Source organism: Trinickia soli (assembly GCF_002879855.1).
Lineage (GTDB): Bacteria > Pseudomonadota > Gammaproteobacteria > Burkholderiales > Burkholderiaceae > Trinickia > Trinickia soli.
The window spans coordinates 119,610-137,981 of the sequence record NZ_PNYB01000012.1 but is presented as its reverse complement, the minus strand read 5'-3'; the positions used below and the strand labels follow the sequence as shown (position 1 = coordinate 137,981).

General features: G+C 62.5%; 18 protein-coding genes and 1 pseudogene. 5 read left to right on the top strand and 14 right to left on the bottom strand.

Annotated elements, in window-relative coordinates; all coding sequences use genetic code 11:
* The first annotated feature begins 31 nt into the window (after window positions 1–31).
* On the top strand, window positions 32–889 hold the full coding sequence (locus tag C0Z19_RS15700) for a PA4780 family RIO1-like protein kinase (RefSeq protein ID WP_102610748.1): 858 nt from the start codon (window positions 32–34) through the stop codon (window positions 887–889).
* Between the two features lie 450 nt (window positions 890–1,339).
* Here the strand turns inward: C0Z19_RS15700 and C0Z19_RS15690 are convergent, their stop codons facing one another.
* Window positions 1,340–1,912 (bottom strand): YdeI/OmpD-associated family protein, encoded by a 573-nt coding sequence (locus C0Z19_RS15690; protein ID WP_102610747.1) that lies wholly within the window; start codon window positions 1,910–1,912, stop codon window positions 1,340–1,342.
* A 42-nt stretch (window positions 1,913–1,954) separates the two neighbouring features.
* Here C0Z19_RS15690 and C0Z19_RS15685 point away from each other — a divergent pair.
* A pseudogene (locus C0Z19_RS15685) lies at window positions 1,955–2,074 on the top strand (PhnA domain-containing protein); the annotation flags it as partial.
* Between the two features lie 27 nt (window positions 2,075–2,101).
* Here the strand turns inward: C0Z19_RS15685 and C0Z19_RS15680 are convergent.
* From C0Z19_RS15680 to leuC, 10 genes are all read right to left on the bottom strand, one after another.
* Window positions 2,102–3,037, bottom strand: a complete 936-nt coding sequence (locus tag C0Z19_RS15680; protein ID WP_425330288.1) for an SMP-30/gluconolactonase/LRE family protein — start codon at window positions 3,035–3,037, stop codon at window positions 2,102–2,104.
* Between the two features lie 32 nt (window positions 3,038–3,069).
* Window positions 3,070–4,092: an ABC transporter substrate-binding protein gene (locus C0Z19_RS15675; protein ID WP_102610745.1), complete on the bottom strand. Its 1,023-nt coding sequence runs from the start codon at window positions 4,090–4,092 to the stop codon at window positions 3,070–3,072.
* A gap of 82 nt (window positions 4,093–4,174) precedes the next feature.
* A complete protein-coding gene (locus tag C0Z19_RS15670) occupies window positions 4,175–5,017 on the bottom strand; it encodes a fumarylacetoacetate hydrolase family protein (RefSeq protein ID WP_102610820.1) in 843 nt (280 codons plus the stop codon).
* A gap of 101 nt (window positions 5,018–5,118) precedes the next feature.
* Entirely contained in the window at window positions 5,119–5,883 is a 765-nt protein-coding gene (locus tag C0Z19_RS15665; RefSeq protein ID WP_102610744.1) for an SDR family NAD(P)-dependent oxidoreductase, read from the bottom strand.
* A 92-nt stretch (window positions 5,884–5,975) separates the two neighbouring features.
* Entirely contained in the window at window positions 5,976–6,782 is an 807-nt protein-coding gene (locus C0Z19_RS15660; RefSeq protein ID WP_102610743.1) for an ABC transporter permease, read from the bottom strand.
* Window positions 6,763–7,617, bottom strand: a complete 855-nt coding sequence (locus C0Z19_RS15655; protein WP_102610742.1) for an ABC transporter ATP-binding protein — start codon at window positions 7,615–7,617, stop codon at window positions 6,763–6,765. Before C0Z19_RS15655 ends, C0Z19_RS15660 begins: the two co-directional genes overlap by 20 nt.
* Complete coding sequence (locus tag C0Z19_RS15650) at window positions 7,614–9,029, bottom strand: MFS transporter (protein ID WP_102610819.1); 1,416 nt, start codon at window positions 9,027–9,029, stop codon at window positions 7,614–7,616. Before C0Z19_RS15650 ends, C0Z19_RS15655 begins: the two co-directional genes overlap by 4 nt.
* A 108-nt stretch (window positions 9,030–9,137) precedes the next feature.
* The gene (gene leuB / locus C0Z19_RS15645; RefSeq protein WP_102610741.1) at window positions 9,138–10,202 is read right to left on the bottom strand and encodes a 3-isopropylmalate dehydrogenase; all 1,065 of its coding nucleotides are present in this window, start codon (window positions 10,200–10,202) and stop codon (window positions 9,138–9,140) included.
* A gap of 46 nt (window positions 10,203–10,248) precedes the next feature.
* Window positions 10,249–10,839, bottom strand: a complete 591-nt coding sequence (gene leuD, locus C0Z19_RS15640; protein WP_102610740.1) for a 3-isopropylmalate dehydratase small subunit — start codon at window positions 10,837–10,839, stop codon at window positions 10,249–10,251.
* On the bottom strand, window positions 10,839–12,401 hold the full coding sequence (gene leuC / locus C0Z19_RS15635; protein ID WP_102610818.1) for a 3-isopropylmalate dehydratase large subunit: 1,563 nt from the start codon (window positions 12,399–12,401) through the stop codon (window positions 10,839–10,841). Before leuC ends, leuD begins: the two co-directional genes overlap by 1 nt.
* Between leuC and gcvA the strand changes: the two genes are divergently transcribed.
* Window positions 12,400–13,332: a transcriptional regulator GcvA gene (gene gcvA / locus C0Z19_RS15630; protein WP_102610739.1), complete on the top strand. Its 933-nt coding sequence runs from the start codon at window positions 12,400–12,402 to the stop codon at window positions 13,330–13,332. The genes leuC and gcvA overlap by 2 nt on opposite strands.
* Window positions 13,333–13,397: 65 nt before the next feature.
* On the opposite strand, the gene C0Z19_RS15625 is transcribed toward gcvA, so the two are convergent.
* Window positions 13,398–14,111 carry a FadR/GntR family transcriptional regulator gene (locus tag C0Z19_RS15625; RefSeq protein WP_102610738.1) on the bottom strand — a complete coding sequence of 238 codons (714 nt, stop codon included), beginning with the start codon at window positions 14,109–14,111 and terminating at the stop codon, window positions 13,398–13,400.
* Between the two features lie 146 nt (window positions 14,112–14,257).
* Here C0Z19_RS15625 and C0Z19_RS15620 point away from each other — a divergent pair, with 146 nt between their 5' ends.
* Window positions 14,258–15,784 carry a UxaA family hydrolase gene (locus C0Z19_RS15620; protein WP_102610737.1) on the top strand — a complete coding sequence of 509 codons (1,527 nt, stop codon included), beginning with the start codon at window positions 14,258–14,260 and terminating at the stop codon, window positions 15,782–15,784.
* 155 nt (window positions 15,785–15,939) lie between these two features.
* Here C0Z19_RS15620 and C0Z19_RS15615 read toward each other — a convergent pair whose 3' ends face one another.
* Window positions 15,940–16,629, bottom strand: a complete 690-nt coding sequence (locus tag C0Z19_RS15615) for an MBL fold metallo-hydrolase (protein WP_102610736.1) — start codon at window positions 16,627–16,629, stop codon at window positions 15,940–15,942.
* Window positions 16,626–17,321: a GntR family transcriptional regulator gene (locus tag C0Z19_RS15610; protein ID WP_102610817.1), complete on the bottom strand. Its 696-nt coding sequence runs from the start codon at window positions 17,319–17,321 to the stop codon at window positions 16,626–16,628. Before C0Z19_RS15610 ends, C0Z19_RS15615 begins: the two co-directional genes overlap by 4 nt.
* Before the next feature lie 240 nt (window positions 17,322–17,561).
* Here C0Z19_RS15610 and pcaD point away from each other — a divergent pair, with 240 nt between their 5' ends.
* Entirely contained in the window at window positions 17,562–18,359 is a 798-nt protein-coding gene (gene pcaD / locus C0Z19_RS15605; RefSeq protein WP_102610735.1) for a 3-oxoadipate enol-lactonase, read from the top strand.
* Window positions 18,360–18,372 lie beyond the last annotated feature (13 nt).

The window sequence follows — 18,372 nt, the reverse complement described above, 5'->3', positions numbered from 1 at the left end:
ACATCTTCCACCCGCGGCGGGCAACGATCGTATGAAGATACCCAAACGCCTCGCACCGCTTCTCGAAGAAGGACTGATCGACGAAGTGATCGGCCAGCTGATGAGCGGCAAAGAGGCAACCGTCTACGTCGTGCGCGTCGGCGAATCGACCCGTTGCGCCAAGGTCTACAAGGACGCGAAGCAGCGCAGTTTTCGGCAGGCCGCGTCGTATCGCGATGGCCGCAAGGTCAAGAACAGCCGCCAAGCGCGGGCGATGGAAAAAGGAACGCGCTACGGCCGCCAGATGCAGGAAGCGTCATGGCAGAACGCTGAAGTGGACGCGCTGTTCCGGCTCGCCAACGCAGGTGTGCGCGTGCCGCAACCGTATATTTGTACCGACGGCGTATTGCTGATGGAGTTGGTGACCGACGCGGCGGGCGACGTCGCACCCAGGCTCAACGACGTCGATCTGACCGAAGCCCGTGCGCTCGAACTGCACGCGCTGCTGCTGAACCAGGTTGTCCGCATGCTGTGCGCGGGGATCATTCACGGCGATCTGTCGGAGTACAACATCCTGCTGGCAGCGGATGGGCCGGTGATCATCGATCTGCCACAGGCCGTCGACGCCGCCGGCAACAACGAAGCCGCCTCGATGCTCATGCGCGACGTCGACAACCTGGCCGCGTACTTTGGCCGGTTTGCGCCGCAAATTCTCTCTGCGCGTTATGGTCCGGAGATCTGGGCGCTATTCGAAGACGGGCGGCTGCATGTCGATGCCGAACTGACCGGTCGCATCGAAGTCGACACGCGACCTGTGGACCTCGATGGCGTGCTGCAGGAACTTGAAGAGACGCGTCTTGAAGAAGAAGCACGAGTGCGGCGACAGCAGGAACTGAGCACAGGCAGGTAACCGCGGTCGATGTTCCCGGAGTTCTTCCCGAAAAAAAGGTCTTTCACACCTGTCATCACTCGGCCAGGATCCTACACTCAGCCGGATTTTCGTAACGAACCGAAGCAGTGCCATTGCCATTGGCAATGCCCTTGCGCACCGGCAGTCGAACGGTGGACGACGTGTTCACCGAAGATTCGCTTTGAAAAACTCGAGCGCCGCGCGGTCGAGTCGACTGGCAAATCCTCCGCCACATCGGCGCACGGAGTCCAGACAACGGCCCTCAATGCAGGGCCCGCATCGTCGGCGGGAACAGTCAGGAATTTGACGCCAGCAGCGTGAGTCACGCGTCGCAGACAGGAAAAAAGCATCACCGCTATGATTGCTCGCATTCGGTCGTCCGCCTGATAAGTGAGCGCGTGACTGTCGTTGCTCGTGCGAAGGGCATGCTCCGCTGTCGAACTCGCCAGTCTAGGGATGAATGGTTTCGCCGCGGCTCAGCATGCCGATGAACTCTTCGATCTTGCGCGCCCGTGTTGCGGGCTTTTTGGCATTCTGTATCCGAAACAGGATGGCATAGCGGTTTCGGCCGTTCAGCGTCGCAAAGAACGCGCGGGCCTTGGGGTTGGCGTCCAGTGCCGCCTGCAGGTCGTCCGGCACAACTGAGTTGCCGGGAGACGTATACGCAGCCTCCCAGCGGCCATCTTCCTTGGCTCTCTCGACTTCCCGCATGCCCGCAGGAAGCATTCTGCCTGCGGCGATCAGCGCTTCGACCCGGTCTTTATTGAGCTTGGACCAGATGCTTTTTGCGGAGCGTCGAGTGAAGCGTTGCAACCAGTACGCTTCATTTTCAGTCTGCTTTTGACCGTCGATCCAGCCATGACAAAGGGCGCTTTCCAGCGCCTGTTCGTAAGTCAAGGTTGCCTGCACGGCGCCCTTTTTTTTGGCGAGGCGCAGCCATATTCCGGTCGAGGTACCGCCGTTTTGCGTCAACCAGGTTTCCCATTCATTCTGGTCAAGGAATGTCAGGCGAGGCTCAGTCATGGCGTGATCTGAATGGTTGCATGAAACCTCGTAGATTACCGCTTAACGATGGGCACCAAGGTGAAAGATGTCCGGCAGGTGGACGGCGACTACGATATCGAATGCAAGATCGACGGCTTTGGCGCTATGAGTTTGACATCGGAATTCGTGAAGAAGGTGTGACCGGCGACGCGACCTTTCCCCGCGTTCTCAGGCATAGTGCAAAGGCAGGCCGGGTTCCGGCCAGTCCATCGAAACGAGCTGCCCGGTCCCGGACAGCGTGATGAACGCGGTTTTCATATCGGCGCCGCCAAAACAGATATTGGTGACCATCGGATCCGGCAGCATCACCTGCCGCAGCACTTCGCCGGTCGGCGCGATCACAGTAATGCAGCCCGTCACGAGCGTGGCGACGCAGATATTGCCATGCGCATCCACCGCCATGCTGTCAAAACGCTGATACCCCGGCAAGCCGCACACCAGACGCCCGCCATGCGGCGAAGGATGCGGATGCTTTTTCGCGCGGCCCGGCTCTTCCAGATCGAAAGCCCACAGACGGCCGGTCTCCGTTTCCGACACGTACACGACGGAATCATCGGGCGACAAACCGACACCATTTGCCGTGGTCAGCGGATAAGCGACCGGCACGATCATCGAGCCATCGGCGCGCGCATAATACAGCCCTGCATGATCGCGTTCGCGTAAGCGGTTCTTGCCGAAGTCCGTGAAGTAGAAACCGCCGCTGTGATCGAAGACCAGATCGTTGGGACCACAGAGCGGGAATTCTCCGCAGCGATCGTATAGCGTTCGCAATTCGCCGGTGCGGGGATCAAAGCGCTCGATCCGTCCGCTGGTGTAATCGGGATGCACGCCCGCGCGCGTTCTGTTGAAGCCTGCGATCGTCTGGAAAAGAAAGCCGCCGTTATTGCAGATGTAGTACGCGCCGTCGGGTCCCACGGCCAGCCCGTTCGGGCCGCCGCCCACCTTGGCCAGCACACTGACCACGCCGTCGGGCGACACGCGGCTGATGGTTTCCCGCTGTATCTCGACCAACGCGACCGACCCGTCCGATAACGCAACCGGTCCTTCGGGAAACTGAAGCCCGCTCGCCAGGACATTGAAGTGCTGCATTGAATTCACCATCATCACCTTGATAAATAGGCGCGAGAGCGCCGGCCTCAGTGTTTATCGGCTCGCAGGACGTAGCTGTTGTCATAGGTCGTGGCCAGGTCGATATTCGCCTTCGCCACGTCGGCGTCGAACGCGGCCAGCACGCTACGCACCGTCTTCGGCGCGTCGGCGGCCATCAGGCCATCGTGCGACAAACATTGGTGCATGTTGGTATAAGCCTGCACGAATACGGCCTTGTCAGCCACCGCATACTGAGGCGGCACCGCCTCGGCAACCTGCTGCGGCGTGGCGGCCGCCATCCATTTTTCCGCCGCCACCATCGCGTTCGCAATCGCCTGAACGGTCTTCGGGTTTTTCTCGACGAAGTCCCGTGTGGCGTAAATGCTCGCCTCCGGATAGTTGCCGCCCAACGTGGCTTGCGTCTCCTTTTCGTTACGCATTTCCGCGAGCGGGAACATATCGCCGCTGTCCTGCAACACCGTTGCCACGGGATCATTCGTCATCAACGCGTCTACCTGGCCGCTGCGCGCCGCGGCAATTGCGCCGGAAGACGACCCCACACCGATGATCGACACGTCCTCGGGCTTGAGGCCGGCCCGGCTCAACAGGTAGTTCACGCCCATGTGAAAACTCGAACCCGGCGAACTCACGCCGATCCGCTTGCCCTTCAGGTCGGCATAGGTCCTGATCTTGTCGTGACTCGCCTTGGTCACGCCAAAAACAAAACCGGGGCACACCGCCTGGGTGACGAACGACACGAGCTGCTGCCCCTTAGCGGCCATCGTGATCGTATTCGAGTACGCGCCCGCGACGATGTCGGCGCTGCCGCCCAGCAGCGCCTGCAATGCCTTGGCGCCGCCACTGTAGACACCGATTTCGACATCGAGACCCTGCTGTTTGAAATAACCCCGGCTGCTGGCGATCAAGAACGGCAGATAGGGAAAACCGACGCCGGCCGCGGCGAGATGGAGCTTCGGCTGCTCAGGCGCGGATTGCGCATTCGCGTCGACGCAGGCGGTGAATGCCAGCGACATTGTCAATACTATCGCGGGGGTATAAAGACGCTTCATGAATGTCCAGCTCCTCAACACGGGGAGAACAGCGCAGGTCCCATCGCACCCATCATGGGACCGCGCCGGCCGACGACGACGATCAAGCCTGCACGACTTCCTGACGCTGCGAGCCGAGCCCTTGAATGCCCAGCGTCACGACATCGCCGCGTTTCAGATACACCGGCGGCTTCTGTCCCAGCCCGACACCCGGCGGCGTGCCGGTGGAGATGATGTCGCCTGGCTGAAGCGACATGAATTGCGACAGATACGACACGAGGTATCGCACGCCGTACACCATGGTCGCGGTGCTGCCGTTCTGATAGCGGTGGCCATTGACTTCCAGCCACATGGGCAAGGCCTGCGGATCGGCGATCTCATCGGGCGTGACGAGCCACGGACCGGTCGGCCCGAAAGTATCGGCAGATTTCCCTTTGGTCCACTGGCCCTGGCGCTCGGCCTGGAATGCACGTTCCGACACGTCGTTGATCACGCAATACCCGGCCACGTGCGCCATCGCCTCGTGTTCGCCGACGTATTTCGCAGTCTTGCCGATCACCACGCCCAATTCGACTTCCCAGTCGGTCTTCTCCGATCGGCGCGGTATTTCGATGGCGTCATTGGGTCCGACAATTGCGCTGGTCGCTTTCATGAAAATGATCGGCTCGGGCGGCACGGTCGCGCCGGTTTCCGCCGCGTGATCGGAGTAGTTGAGTCCGATGCAGATGAACTTGCCGGTCCCCGCGACGCAAGCACCGAGACGTGGACTGCCTTCGACCTCGGGCAGTGTCGACGGATCGAGCGCCTTCAGCCGTGCGATGCTCTCGGGCAGCAACGCATCGCCGCCGAGGTCCGCCACATGCTGGGACAGGTCTCTGATACGGCCTTGCGCATCGAGCAGTCCAGGCTTTTCCTGGCCGCTCGGGCCGTAACGAAGTAGCTTCATATTGAATCCAATGGAAAGTGTATAGAGGTTGAACCGCATTGACGCCGTGTTTGCCGCGAGATCGATCGGCCACGCGCATTGCGTTTCTCCTGGCCGGTGCCTCAGTAAGTGGCCCGGCCACCGGAAAGATCGAACACCGCGCCGGTGGTAAACGAGTTTTCCTCGCTTACGAGCCATGCGATCATCGCAGCGGCTTCGTTCAATTCCAGGAAGCGGCCGCGCGGAATCTTGCCCAGCATGTACGCGATATGTTCGGGCGCCTGCTCCATCGCGCCGGGCGTGCGCGCCACCGCAGGCGTCACGCAGTTCACCGCGATGTCGTGCATCGCGACTTCCTTGCCGAGGGATTTTGTCATTGCGATCACCGCGGCCTTGGCCGTGCTATATGCCGACGCATTCGGATTGCCCTCCTTGCCCGCAATCGACGCCACGTTCACGATGCGGCCGTACTTCTGCTCGGTCATCACCGGAATCACCGCGCGGCAGCAGTAGAACGTGCCGTTCACGTCGACGTCGATCACCTGACGCCAGTCGTCCAGCGGATAGTTGGCAAGCGTCGCGTTCGGGCCGACGATTGCCGCGTTGTTTATCAGAATATCGATGCGGCGCATCGCGCGAAGCGTGCCGGCGACAGCGGCTTCGATGCTGCCGTAATCCGCGATGTCGACCTGTTCGGTATGCACGGCGACATCGCCGCATGCGCTGAGTTCGGCTTTGGCTTCCGCAAGACGTGCTTCGTTGATGTCCCAGATCACCAGCTTCGCGCCGGACGCAAGCAGGCGGTGACCGACGCTCAGGCCGATGCCCTGAGCACCGCCGGTCACGACCGCAACGCGGCCAGTCAAATCGATGGCATTGGTTTGCAAGATGTTCTTTCCTATGAGTGACGAAATGAAATGAATTCAATTCAAGGACTTGTTTGCCGGGCCGAAAATGCGACTCGGAAAATTCAAGCCATTCAGGCGTGGCTGCTCACTGTCTGCCCGCCGGATGGTTGCCAGCGCATGAAGTGATCTTCGAACATCGAAACAGTCGTATCGAGCACCAGCGCAAACACGGTGAGCAGCAAAATGCCAGCGATCACCGAGTTGATGTCGAACACGCCCTCGGCCAGCAAAATCAGATAACCCACGCCCTTCTCCGACCCCAGGTACTCGCCCACCACGCTGCCCACAAACGCAATCCCGACCGCGTTGTGCAGGCTGGAAAAAACCCAGCTCATCGCGGACGGCAGATAGACATGACGCATCAACTGCCGTGAATTCGCGCCGAGCATGCGGGTATTCGCCAGCACCGCCGGGCTGACTTCACGCACGCCCTGGAATACGTTGAAGAACACGACAAAGAAAACCAGCGTGACGCCAAGCGCCACTTTCGACCAGATGCCCAAGCCGAACCACAGGGCGAAGATCGGCGCGAAAATCAGCCGTGGCATCGAGTTGAACGCCTTGATGAAAGGATCGGTGACGACCGCAAGAAAGGGATTCAAAGCGAGCCACAACCCGCACGCGAGACCCAATGCCGTGCCGATAAAAAACGCCAGAATGGTTTCGATCAGTGTCGTGTAAAGATGCGTGTACACCGAGCCGGTGACGAACCAGCCCATCATCCGGCGCGTCACGCCGACCGGATCGCCGAAGAAAAACGGCGAAATGAGCCCGCTGCCGGTCAGCGCCCACCACAACGCGATGAAACCGCCCAGCAACAGGCATCGGGTGATGCTAACCGCGAGCCGGTTCCGGTGATCAAGGACGATTGCGCGCATAGCTTTTTAATACCTCCCCTCGGAGCACCTGCCAGATTTGCGCATGCAATTGCAGAAACCGCTGGGTCATGCGGATTTCCGACACTTCACGCGGACGCTGCAGATCGATTTCGAATTCGGCGATCGGCCGGGTTGCCGGACCCGCAGACATGACAATCACGCGATCGGACAACGAGATCGCCTCTTCCAGATCGTGTGTGACGAACACCACCGACTTGCGATCCGTGGACCAGAGCCGCAGCAATTCATCTTCCATCAGCTGGCGGGTCTGGATATCGAGCGCGCTGAACGGTTCGTCCATCAGCAATATGCGCGGGTCGAGCGCGAGTGCCTGCGCGAGGCCGGCGCGCTTTCTCATGCCGCCGGACATCTGATGCGGGTACTTGTCGCCGTGTCCATCGAGGCCGACCCGCACCAGCCAGTCACGCGCGATGCCGAGCGCTTCCGCCTTGCGCCTGCCATGAAAAATCAGGCCGGCGGCGATATTGTCCTGGGCGGTTTTCCACGGCATGAGCGCATCGACCTGGAACAGATATGACGCCTGCGTGTTGAGCCCCTGATCGAGCGGCTTGCCGAATACGCTCAACGTGCCCGACGAAGGGCGAATGAGCCCGGCCGCGACGTTGAGCAGCGTCGACTTGCCGCAACCCGTCGGGCCGACCACCGAGAGAAATTCGCCGTTGCGCACTGTGAGGTTGACGTCGCTGACAGCCGTGTACGTACTGCCACGACCGTCGTTGCCGGGGAATGTGCAGCTCACGCCCTCGAAGCGCAATGCTTCCTGAGCGCCAGCCGGCCGGCGCTCCGTGTCGATGCTGCGCAGTGCCGCGGTCATTGCGACAGCTCCTCCAGACTGCGATGGAGCGTACGCGGCCCGAATACGCCGACCGCCACGATCATCACCAGCATCGCCGCGCCGATGAACAGCGCAACGCCCATCGTGCCACCCGCATGCAGGAAGAAGCCGATCAGCAAGCCCGCCAGCGCCGCGCTCACGCGGCTCCATGAATAGACAAAACCGATTGCGCGTGCGCGGATGCGGGTCGGATACTGCTCCGCCTGAAAACCGTGAAAGACGAACGAAATCCAGTTATTGAACAACGTGACGAGCACGCCGAAGCCGATGATCCACGCCGGGTCGGTCTGCTTGGCGAAGAACAGCATGAAAATGCCGATCCCCACGCCCGCCGATACGATCTGCCACTTGCGCTCCATCTTGTCCGCGATCCAGATGCCGAGCAGCGGGCCCACCGGATTCGCCAGCGCGATGATGAACGCGTACTGCAAACTGGTGGTGACGTGAATGCCCTTCGAGATCAGCAGCGTCGGCACCCATGCGCCGAAGCCGTAAAAGGCGATCGTCTGCGCGAGGTTGAACACCGACAGCACGAGCGTGCGTTTGCCGTACGGCGCCTGGAACAGCTCGGAGAACTTGCCGTCGCCGACCACCGCTTCGGACGCCGGCGCCGGCGGCAATGCAGCAACCCCGGCATCGCGGGCGATCTTCGTTTCGAGATCGCGCATGATCTCCTCGGCCTTGTCATTGTGACCATGCAGCGCCAGCCAGCGCGGACTCTCAGGCAACCCTTGCCGCAAGACCCAGGCGGCCACCGCGCCCACGGCGGCGATCATCGCCACCCAGCGCCAGCCGTCGATACCAAACGGGCTGATCGGCACCAGCAGCCAGCCGAGCAGCGCCACCACCGGCACGATCAGGAATTCGATGAACTGATAGAACGCGAATGCCTTGCCGCGCCCTTGCGGCGGAACCAGTTCGGTGAGGAACGTATCGATCGTGACCTGTTCGAGTCCCACGCCGATCGCGGCAATGAAGCGGCACAGATCGATGCCGGCCGACGAGGTCTGACACGCCATCACGGCGGTGGCCAGTGAATACCAGATCAGCGAAAAGGTGAACATCGAGCGGCGGCCGAGCCGGTCCGCCACCGAGCCGAACACCATGCAGCCGAGCCACATCCCGGCAAACGTGCAAAAGACAAAGAAGCCTATACCGTTGATACTGAAGAACCCCACCGAGCCGCTGGTGAACAACCCGCTTCGCACCAGGCCCGGGGCGATGTAGGCCGTCATGAAGAGGTCGTAAAGTTCGAAGATGCCCCCAATGGAAATCAGGAACACCAACCGCCACAGGGTGCGGGTGAAGGGAAGCCGGTCGAGGCGCGCCGCCACTTGGCCGGCGTAACTGTCCGCGACGGTCAACGTCGTATCGGCGTAGAGGTCTGTCATCTTTGTCTCCGCACGGCGTGCTGTCGCCACCGTGGTTATTTTGGGGAATCAGGGCGCGCGCCCGGCGATGGGCCAAGCGCGTCTATCCGGGTTGCTACCCGGCCGCGCTCAACGAAGCGCGGCGAGTACCGCCTCGCCCATCTCACGGGTTCCAACCTTGCGCGTACCGGGCTGATAGATATCCGCCGTGCGGTAGCCCTCGGCCAGGACGCTGCTCACTGCACGCCGGATGCGGTCCGCCGCCTCGGGCAGATCGAACGACAGACGCATCATCATCTCGACCGAGAGAATCGCGGCCAGCGGATTCGCGATGTCTTTGCCTGCGATGTCCGGCGCCGTGCCATGCACGGGCTCATAGAGACCCAGCGTGCCGCTGCCGAGCGAACCCGAGGGCAACATGCCGATCGAACCGGTCAACATCGCAGCGGCATCCGAGAGAATGTCGCCGAACACGTTGCCGGTTACTATCACGTCGAACTGGCGCGGATTGCGCATCAGCAGCATCGCGGCGGCATCGACGAACATATGCGTCAGCTCGACGTCCGGATATTCCTTGCCGACGTCCGTCATCACTTCACGCCACAGCTGCATGGCCTCGAGCACGTTCGCCTTGTCGACCGAACAGACCTTGCGATTACGCAGACGCGCGGCACGAAACGCCGCATGGCCGATGCGGCGCACTTCGCTTTCCGAATAGCGCATCGTATTGATGCCGACGCGCTCGCCGTCTTCAGGCGTGACGCCGCGCGGTTCGCCGAAATACAGGTCGCCGGTCAGCTCGCGCAGGATCATCAGGTCCAGACCGTCGACGATCTCGCGCTTCAGGCTCGAAGCATCCGCGAGTTCGGGAAACAGAAAGGCCGGACGGAAGTTCGCGAACAGACCGAGCGCCTTGCGCAAGCGCAGCAGACTCGCACCGGGCCGCATGTCGAACGGAAGTTTTTCGTCGCCCGGCTCACCGGCGGCACCGAACAGAATCGCGTCCGAGCGGCGCGCCAGTTCGAGCGTCGCGGCAGGCAGCGGGTCACCCGCGGCTTCCACCCCGGCGCCGCCGATCGGCGCATGGCTGACTTCCAGCACCACGGTTTTCGGCACGACCGCCTGCAACACCTTCAACGCTTCCGCGGTGACTTCCTTTCCGATTCCATCACCTGCGAGTACGGCAATTTTCATGTCCTGTCCTTGAGTATGACAATGAGTGAAACGTGCAACCGGTCCGTCAATACGCGTAGTCGCGCTCGAACGCTTCGATCCGGTCGAGTTGGGTCAGCGTGTAGCCGAGTTCGTCGAGTCCGTCCTGCAGACAGCGCTTCTGGTAAGGATCGATGTCGAAGTGATGCGACACGCCGTCGGGCGTGGAGACAATCTGCGCATCAAGGTCGACGCTCACGTGCAGACCGGGCTGCGCTTCGAGCTTACGGATGATCGCGGCCACGTCCTGAGCCGGCAGCAGCACGATCAGCAAGCCGTTCTTCGATGCGTTCGACGCAAAGATATCGCCCACGCTCGGCGCGATTACCGCGCGCACGCCGTAGTCGAACAGCGCCCACACCGCATGTTCGCGCGACGAGCCGCACGCGAAGTTCTCATTCGCGACCACGATGCGCGCCGGCCGGTAAGCGGGTGCGTTCAATACGAAGTGCTCGTTCTCCGTGCCGTCCGCGCGGTATCGCAGGTCGCGAAACAGATAGGTGCCAAAATCGTCCGAACGCGGCTTTTGCAAATAGCGCGCGGGCAGGATCTGATCGGTATCGAAATTGGATTGCGCAATCGGTAGCGCCACCGCGTCCAGGTGAACAAATTTTTCCATTATTTATCCTGATCCAGCAAAGGCCTGACATCCGCAAGACAGCCGCTCAACGCGGCGGCGGCAACCATCGCGGGACTCATGAGATGGGTGCGCGAGCCCGGGCCCTGACGGCCGACGAAGTTGCGATTGGTCGTCGAGGCGCTGCGTTGCCCCGGCGCCATCGTGTCGCCATTGGTGCCCAGACACATCGAGCAGCCCGCTTCACGCCATTGAAAGCCCGCTTCCTTGAAGACCCGGTCCAGACCCAGCGATTCCGCCTCCTGCTTGACGAGCCCCGAGCCCGGTACGACCCATGCCTCGACCGACTGCGCAACCTTGCGGCCTTTCACGACCGCGGCCGCTGTCTTCAGATCCTCGATCCGGCCATTGGTGCATGACCCGATGAACGCGCGATCGATCTTCAAACCTTCGAGCCGCATGCCGGGCGTCAGGCCCATGTAGTCCATGGCGCGCTGCATCGTGGCGCGGCGCTCCGCATTCGGTGCGGTGACGGGGTCCGGCACGCAGCCGTCGATCGGCAGTGCGTCCTCGGGACTGTTGCCCCAGGTCACCATCGGCCGGAGCGTGCTGACGTCGATCGAGATTTCCTTGTCGAACGATGCATCCGGGTCCGATGCCAGCGTGCGCCAGCGCGCGAGTTCGCTGTCCCACTGCGCACCGGTCGGCGCAAACGGCCGGCCGGCGAGATAGTTGAAGGTGGTGTCGTCGGGCGCGATCATGCCCGCGCGGGCGCCTGCCTCGATCGACATATTGCAGACCGTAAAGCGCCCTTCCATCGACAGGCCGGCGATCACCGGGCCCGCGTATTCGATCACATGGCCGGTGGCGCCGCCCGCGCCGATTCTGGCGATGATCGCGAGGATCACGTCTTTCGCGCCGACGCCCGCTGCAAGCTTGCCGTCGAGCACGATGCGCAACGCCTTCGGCTTGCGCTGCCAGAGCGATTGCGTCGCCAGCACATGCGCAACTTCGGATGCGCCGATGCCAAAGGCGAGCGCGCCGACCGCGCCGTGGGTCGACGTATGACTGTCGCCGCACACGATCAGCATGCCCGGCCGGCTCAAGCCCTGTTCCGGCGCGACCACATGCACGATGCCTTGGCGCACGTCGTCGATTCCGAAGAAGGTGATGCCCAGGCTCGCGCTGTCGTCGCGCAACGCATTGGCCATCGCGCGTTTTTCAGGGTCGGAGATATTCGCGAGGTCGCGGCTGTGAGTGGGCACGTAGTGATCGGGCGTCGCAAAACCACGCTGCGGCGCATGCGCTTTCAAGCCGCGCCGGCGCAGCATTTCGAAGGCGGGCGCCGAGCCGTCCTGCAGGAAATGACTATCTACGTAGAGCAGACTCTGTCCGTCTTCGCGCTCCACCACGTGATGCGCGTGCCAGATCTTGTCGAAGAGCGTTTGGGACGCTCGCGTCGTTGCGTTCACTTCATTGTCTCCGTCGGTTGGCGCGGTGGCCGGCACTCGTGCGCACCACCTTGCGCAAGTGAGACGATGATTAGGTAGTTCTAGGTCCTTCGCAACGACCGATATATCATGGGCGGCATGAGAAAATGTCATGCCAAACATGCGACGAAAACTGCCTCCGCTCAATGCATTGCGTGCCTTCGAAGCGTCAGGCCGCTACTCGAGTTTCACTGGCGCCGCGAAGGAACTGCTGGTGACCCAGGGCGCGGTCAGCCGTCATGTCTCTCTGCTTGAAGACTGGCTCGGCGTACAGCTTTTCCTGCGCACGCATCGCGGCATCGAACTCACGCGCAAGGGCGAAACTTACATTCGCGCGCTCAGCAGCGTGTTCGATCAGATCGACTACGCGACCCGCGAAGCACGCGATGAAGCGGACGGTTCCGTGCTGCGTCTCAAACTGCCGCCCACCTTCGCGATGCGCTGGCTGGTGCCGCGGCTGAAGCATTTTCAGACGCGGCACCCGAAGATCGAGATCCAGATTTTTACTTCGCATGAGCCGGCCAATTTCCGCCGCGAAGACGTCGATCTGTCGGTTCACTCGCACCCGTTCCCGCCCAACGATACGAGTCAGCGCCGCCTGCTCGGCGAAGTGCTGATGCCCGTGTGCAGCCCGTTGCTGCCGGTGCAGGAGCGGCCGTTGAAACTGCCGAAAGATCTCGCGAATTACGCGCTGCTGTCATCGCGGCACCGGCCGATGGACTGGTCGCGCTGGCTGGTGGAAGCCGGCATCACCGAGCTGGAAAACCACGGCAGCATCAACTTCGATAACGCCGCGCTGGCGTATCAAGGCGCGCTCGATAAGCTCGGCGTGGTCATTGCGGTGCGGGCCCTGATAGAAGATGACTTGCGCAACGGACGGCTGGTCGCGCCGTTCGACCTGCAGGTGTCCACGCCGGGCGCTTATTATCTGGCTTGCTCGCAGGTCAGTTCGCGATCGCCGCAGTTGGCGGCTTTCGAGGCGTGGCTAATCGAGGAAGCAATGGCGTACGAGCAGAGCCTGGCGCCGCTAAAGTCCGACAGATAGATTTGCCGCAATGCAATGCGGCACAACTCAACCCACCGCTGCGCGTCGTACGGCGCGACGCCTCTTCACCCCTGGAACTGCTTGCCGACGAAGGCGATGTGCGCATGCATCGCTCGGAACGCCGCATCGGGCCGGTGCGTGCGGATAGCACGAAAAATCGCCGTGTGCTGGTCCAGCCGCATCAATGCCAAATCATTCGCATCGACCTGAATGCGCGACGCTTCGTAGGTATTGTTGGTGATGTGCTCGCGTAGCAGCGTGATCACGCTGGCGTAGAAATGGCTGAGCATCAGGTTATGCGATGCGACCGCCAGCACCGCGTGAAATTCGGCGTCGGCTTGCGCCTCGGCCTCGACATCGTGGCCGTACACCGCGTGACGCATGCGCTCGAGAATCGACTCCATGTCCGTCAGTTCATTCGGCGTCGCGCGTTGCGCGGCGAAGCGCGCGGCGGCGCACTCGAACACCAGCCGGAACTCCAGCGTGTCTTCACGAACCGGCGGATTTTCCGCGATCAGCTGCAGCCACGGCGCGCTGAGCCGCGCAGGTTGCTGCGCACTGACGAACAGCCCGCTGCCGCGCCGCGTTTCCAGCAACCCCCGCGCGGCCAGACGCTGTATCGCCTCGCGCACCGTCGCCCGCGAGGTACCGAATTGCGCCGCGAGTTCGCGCTCCGAGGGCAGGCGCGTTTCGCCTCGCCAATTGGCCTCCAGGATGCGCCCTTCCAATTCCTTGACGACCCGGGCAAGCGCGTTTTGCGTGGTGCCAGACAGTGCCATGATGTCTCCGGAAGCGTTCGGTGGCCTGACCAATTTCCCAATTGTCCGCGATTATCCCACCATTGCCGCAGCCGATACACGCACGCACGACACACGTGCCGACTGGCGCCCCACAAGAGCTATTCGTTCGAACATGGAGGACGATCATGACCCCGCTTTCACGCGCCCTTAAACTGCACGACACCGACGACGTAGCCATCGCGCGCAGCGCAATCGCCAACGGCACGGCGCTCGATGAATTCGGCGGACTCGTCGCGCGCGGCGACATTCCTGCCGCGCACAAGATCGCGTTGCGCCCGATCGCACCGGGCGAAGCGCTGCGCCGCTACGGCCAGATCATCGGCTTCGCCACGCAGGCCATCGCACCGGGCGACCACGTCCATACGCACAACGTGTCGATTGGCACGTTCGACCGCGACTACGCGTTCAGCAGCGACGTGAAGCCTGTCAGCGAGGTCGCGCAGCCGTTGACGTTCCAGGGTTTTCGCCGCGCCGACGGCCGGGTCGCCACGCGCAATTACATCGGCGTGGTCAGCACGGTCAACTGCTCCGCCACGGTCAGCAAACGCGTCGCGCAACATTTCGCCGCGCCCGGCGCGCTCGATGCCTATCCGAATGTCGACGGCATCGTGCCGATCACGCACAGCTTCGGCTGCTGCATCGATCACAACGGCGAAGGCATCCAGCAGTTGCGCCGCACGATTGGCGGCTACGTGAAGCACGCGAATTTCGCGGGCGTGCTGGTGATCGGCCTGGGTTGCGAAGCGAACCAGATGGGCGCGCTGTTCGTCGCGGAGAACGTGGAAAGCGGGCCGATGATCGTGCCGCTCGTCATGCAGGAACTCGGCGGTACGCAAAAAACCATCGATGCCGCGATCGCCGCGATCAACGCAATGCTGCCGCAGGCCAACCGCGTCGAACGCGAACCGCTGCCGATATCGCACCTGAGCATCGCGCTGCAATGCGGCGGCTCGGACGGCTATTCGGGCATTACCGCCAACCCGGCGCTCGGCGCGGCCGTCGATCTGCTGGTGCAGCACGGCGGCACCGCGATCCTGAGCGAAACCCCTGAAATTTACGGCGCCGAACATCTGTTGACCCGGCGCGCGATTTCGCGCGAAGTCGGCGAGAAGATCGTCGAGCGGATCCACTGGTGGGAGGACTACGCGCAGCGCGAGAAAGGCAGCATCGACAACAATCCGACGCCGGGCAATAAAACAGGCGGCCTGACGACGATTCTTGAAAAATCGCTCGGCGCGGTGGCGAAGAGCGGCTCGACGCCGTTGATGGGCGTGTATCGCTACGCCGAACCGGTCGATACGCATGGCCTCGTTTTCATGGATGCGCCGGGCTACGATCCGATGGGCGCCACAGGTCAGATCGCGAGCGGCGCGAATCTGGTGGTGTTCACCACCGGCCGCGGTTCATGTTTCGGCGCGAAACCCGCACCGTCGATCAAGCTCGCCACCAACACCGGCATGTTCAATCGCATGCGCGACGACATGGACATCAACTGCGGCGACATCATGGAAGGCAGCGTGACGGTGCAGCAGAAGGGCGAGGAAATTTTCCACGCGATCCTGCGGGTGGCGTCGGGTGAAAAGAGCCGCAGTGAAGCGCTGGGTGTCGGCGACGATGAGTTCGTACCGTGGATGATCGGCGCGCAGATGTAAGGGGACGTTGCGGGCAATGGTGGCAGTATGTGCGCAGCAAGCGGGCCGTCGAATCCGGCGCGCTTGTCTGCGCAGACGCAAAGCAACGCGCGCTCGCTCGGCGCGCGCTGCGGCTGCTGTCGACGGTGCTGGCGTCGCTGCGGCTGCCGCAGCCGTCAGCGGACCAGCAATTCAAACGGCGCGGAATCTTCCCACGCGAAGCTGCCGTCCGCCTGACGAATCAACTCCGGGAAATGCCCCGGCACAATCCGATCCGCGCGATCGAGAATCCGCTGGATCGTACGCGTGCCGACGTCGATTTCATCGAACGCCATATCACAGCGCTTCAGAATCGCTTCCTTCGCGTACTTGATCGCGTCGCCCGCGATGATCACCCGGCCGCGGTCCGCGGTGTCCAGTTCAAGCCCATAGCAACCCGGCGTATGTCCCGGCGCCGGGAAAAAGTGAACGCCGTGATCGAGCTGTCCTTCGCCGCTGATGAATTCGATCTTCGATTTCGACAACTGCTCGCGAATGCCCCAGGGCAGCAGCAAATCGTCAGGATGCGGATGCGCCGCGTAGTCCCATTCGCGCTGGCTGACCACGAAGCGCGCATGCGTGAACAGATCGACATTGTGCGCATGATCGAAATGCAAATGCGACAGGAAAACCGTCTTGATATCGGCCGGCGCAATGCCGCGCTCGCGCAGCGCCTTCAGCAGGCCGAGGCGCGAGATATAGCCGCCGGTGTCGAACAGGATCAGGCCTTCCTGCGCGCGAATCAGCGTGACGTTGGCGATGCCCAGGAAATCGTGCTTCATGCGCAGGTTATTGCCCTGCACCAGAATTTCGTAGGTCGGTTTCATCCGGCGGTGCGCTCCCGTTGCAGCGTGGCGGGATTGCCGGGCGCGCTCGCGCGATGGGCGCGCCGGAAAGCTTCCAGCGGCGGCATGATGTGGTCGACCGCGAGCGCGACGAAACCGGCGCGGTCGCCGCTTTTCAACTGCTCGATCATGGTCGCGTGATGCTCGCGCGAATGCGACAGCAACTGCGGATCCCCCACGCCGTACCAGCGGATGCCGGTGGTCTCGACCCACAGCTTTTCGATCGTCTCGGCCAGGTACTGATTCGGGCAGGTCGCCCAGATACGCCGGTGAAACGCGTCGTTCAGCACATTGACCTGCAACAGATTGCCCGCGTCGAGTTCGCGGCAATACTCCGCGTGAATGTCCTCGATTTCAGCGAGCGCGCCGGGCAGCGCCGGCATCGGTACGCGGCTGGCCGCTTCGCGCTGCAGGATCATTCTGACCTCGTAGATCTGCTCGACCTGCTCCAGCGAAAAGTCGCGCACGATCACGCCGCGATTCGGCCTGCGCGTGACCAAACCCATCCGTTCGAGATGCACGAGCGCGGCCCGCGACACATGCCGCGACACATTGAACTGCGCGCTGATCTCTTCTTCGACCAGCCGCTGATGCGGCCGCAGTCGTCCAACGATGATGTCCGACTTGATGCTTTCGACCAGTTGCGCCGCCTGTGCGTCGGTTTTCGTGACCAAACCCATTCCCTCTGTAATTGTCCTGACGACGTTCGCCGGCCGCCACCACCCGCTCTGCAGCCCGCAGCCACGCCCCGCTTTATGCCGCCCATTTTACCCGTCCGCAACGCCGCCAATATTGGCGTTTACCTTGACGCAAATATCTTTGACAAAATTGTCGACAAAATAGAGACTCACTCCCCACGAATTCCGGAGCGTCCAGAACGCCGCCGAATGGAACGCTCAACAGGATGGGGAGACATGGATCGAAGGGCCGACACCAACGGCATACGGACCCGCTACACGCTGGTCGGCAAGGCCGACGCGCCGGTGGTCATGCTGAGCCACGGGCTCGCGGCGGACCTGACCATGTGGGAACCGCAATGGGACGTGTTGGCACGCTCCTTCAGCGTGCTCAGCTACGACATTCGCGGCCACGGCGGCTCGAGCGGCCCGCCGGGCGACTACTCGCTCGCGCTGCTGGCGCAGGACGCCGTCGCGCTGCTGGACCATCTGGGCATCGGCAAGGCTCACTATGTCGGACTCTCGCTGGGCGGCATGATCGGCCAGCAGCTCGGCGCATGGCATGGCGAGCGTCTCGCGAGCCTGACGCTGTGCGCGACCACGAGCGACGCGCCCAAGGCGGCATGGGACGCCCGTGTGCGCGAAGTCCGCGAGGTCGGCGTGGCGCCGCTCGCCGAAGCCACTGTGGACCGCTGGGTCACCCCGGCATTCAAGCGCGACCAGCCCGAGCTGATGGCGAAGATGCGCGCGATGGTGCTCGGCACCTCGCTCGACGGCTACGCGGGCAGCGCCGCCGCGATCCGCGATATGGAACTGGCGGCTGTGCTCAATCGCATCGCCGTTCCGACGCTGGTCGTCGCCGGTGAGGAAGACATGTCCACGCCGCTGCCGGTGCTCGAACAGATTGCGCGCGCCATCCCCGACGCGCAGTTGCTGACGGTCGCCAACGCCGCGCACATGCCCACCTTGGAGCGGCCGGATCTGTGCAATCCGGCGCTTGAACGCTTCCTGCTCGCGTGTTCGCGCCAGCAGTAACCCTTTGCATTCA

Bases quoted from the DNA above. Each gene is read 5' to 3' on its own strand.
- C0Z19_RS15700 (WP_102610748.1), top strand. From the start codon at position 32: ATGAAGATACCCAAACGCCTCGCACCGCTTCTCGAAGAAGGACTGATC.
- C0Z19_RS15690 (WP_102610747.1), bottom strand. From the start codon at position 1,912: ATGACTGAGCCTCGCCTGACATTCCTTGACCAGAATGAATGGGAAACC.
- C0Z19_RS15680 (WP_425330288.1), bottom strand. From the start codon at position 3,037: ATGATGGTGAATTCAATGCAGCACTTCAATGTCCTGGCGAGCGGGCTT.
- C0Z19_RS15675 (WP_102610745.1), bottom strand. From the start codon at position 4,092: ATGAAGCGTCTTTATACCCCCGCGATAGTATTGACAATGTCGCTGGCA.
- C0Z19_RS15670 (WP_102610820.1), bottom strand. From the start codon at position 5,017: ATGAAGCTACTTCGTTACGGCCCGAGCGGCCAGGAAAAGCCTGGACTG.
- C0Z19_RS15660 (WP_102610743.1), bottom strand. From the start codon at position 6,782: ATGCGCGCAATCGTCCTTGATCACCGGAACCGGCTCGCGGTTAGCATC.
- C0Z19_RS15655 (WP_102610742.1), bottom strand. From the start codon at position 7,617: ATGACCGCGGCACTGCGCAGCATCGACACGGAGCGCCGGCCGGCTGGC.
- C0Z19_RS15650 (WP_102610819.1), bottom strand. From the start codon at position 9,029: ATGACAGACCTCTACGCCGATACGACGTTGACCGTCGCGGACAGTTAC.
- leuB (WP_102610741.1), bottom strand. From the start codon at position 10,202: ATGAAAATTGCCGTACTCGCAGGTGATGGAATCGGAAAGGAAGTCACC.
- leuD (WP_102610740.1), bottom strand. From the start codon at position 10,839: ATGGAAAAATTTGTTCACCTGGACGCGGTGGCGCTACCGATTGCGCAA.
- gcvA (WP_102610739.1), top strand. From the start codon at position 12,400: ATGCCAAACATGCGACGAAAACTGCCTCCGCTCAATGCATTGCGTGCC.
- leuC (WP_102610818.1), bottom strand. From the start codon at position 12,401: ATGACATTTTCTCATGCCGCCCATGATATATCGGTCGTTGCGAAGGAC.
- C0Z19_RS15625 (WP_102610738.1), bottom strand. From the start codon at position 14,111: ATGGCACTGTCTGGCACCACGCAAAACGCGCTTGCCCGGGTCGTCAAG.
- C0Z19_RS15620 (WP_102610737.1), top strand. From the start codon at position 14,258: ATGACCCCGCTTTCACGCGCCCTTAAACTGCACGACACCGACGACGTA.
- C0Z19_RS15615 (WP_102610736.1), bottom strand. From the start codon at position 16,629: ATGAAACCGACCTACGAAATTCTGGTGCAGGGCAATAACCTGCGCATG.
- pcaD (WP_102610735.1), top strand. From the start codon at position 17,562: ATGGATCGAAGGGCCGACACCAACGGCATACGGACCCGCTACACGCTG.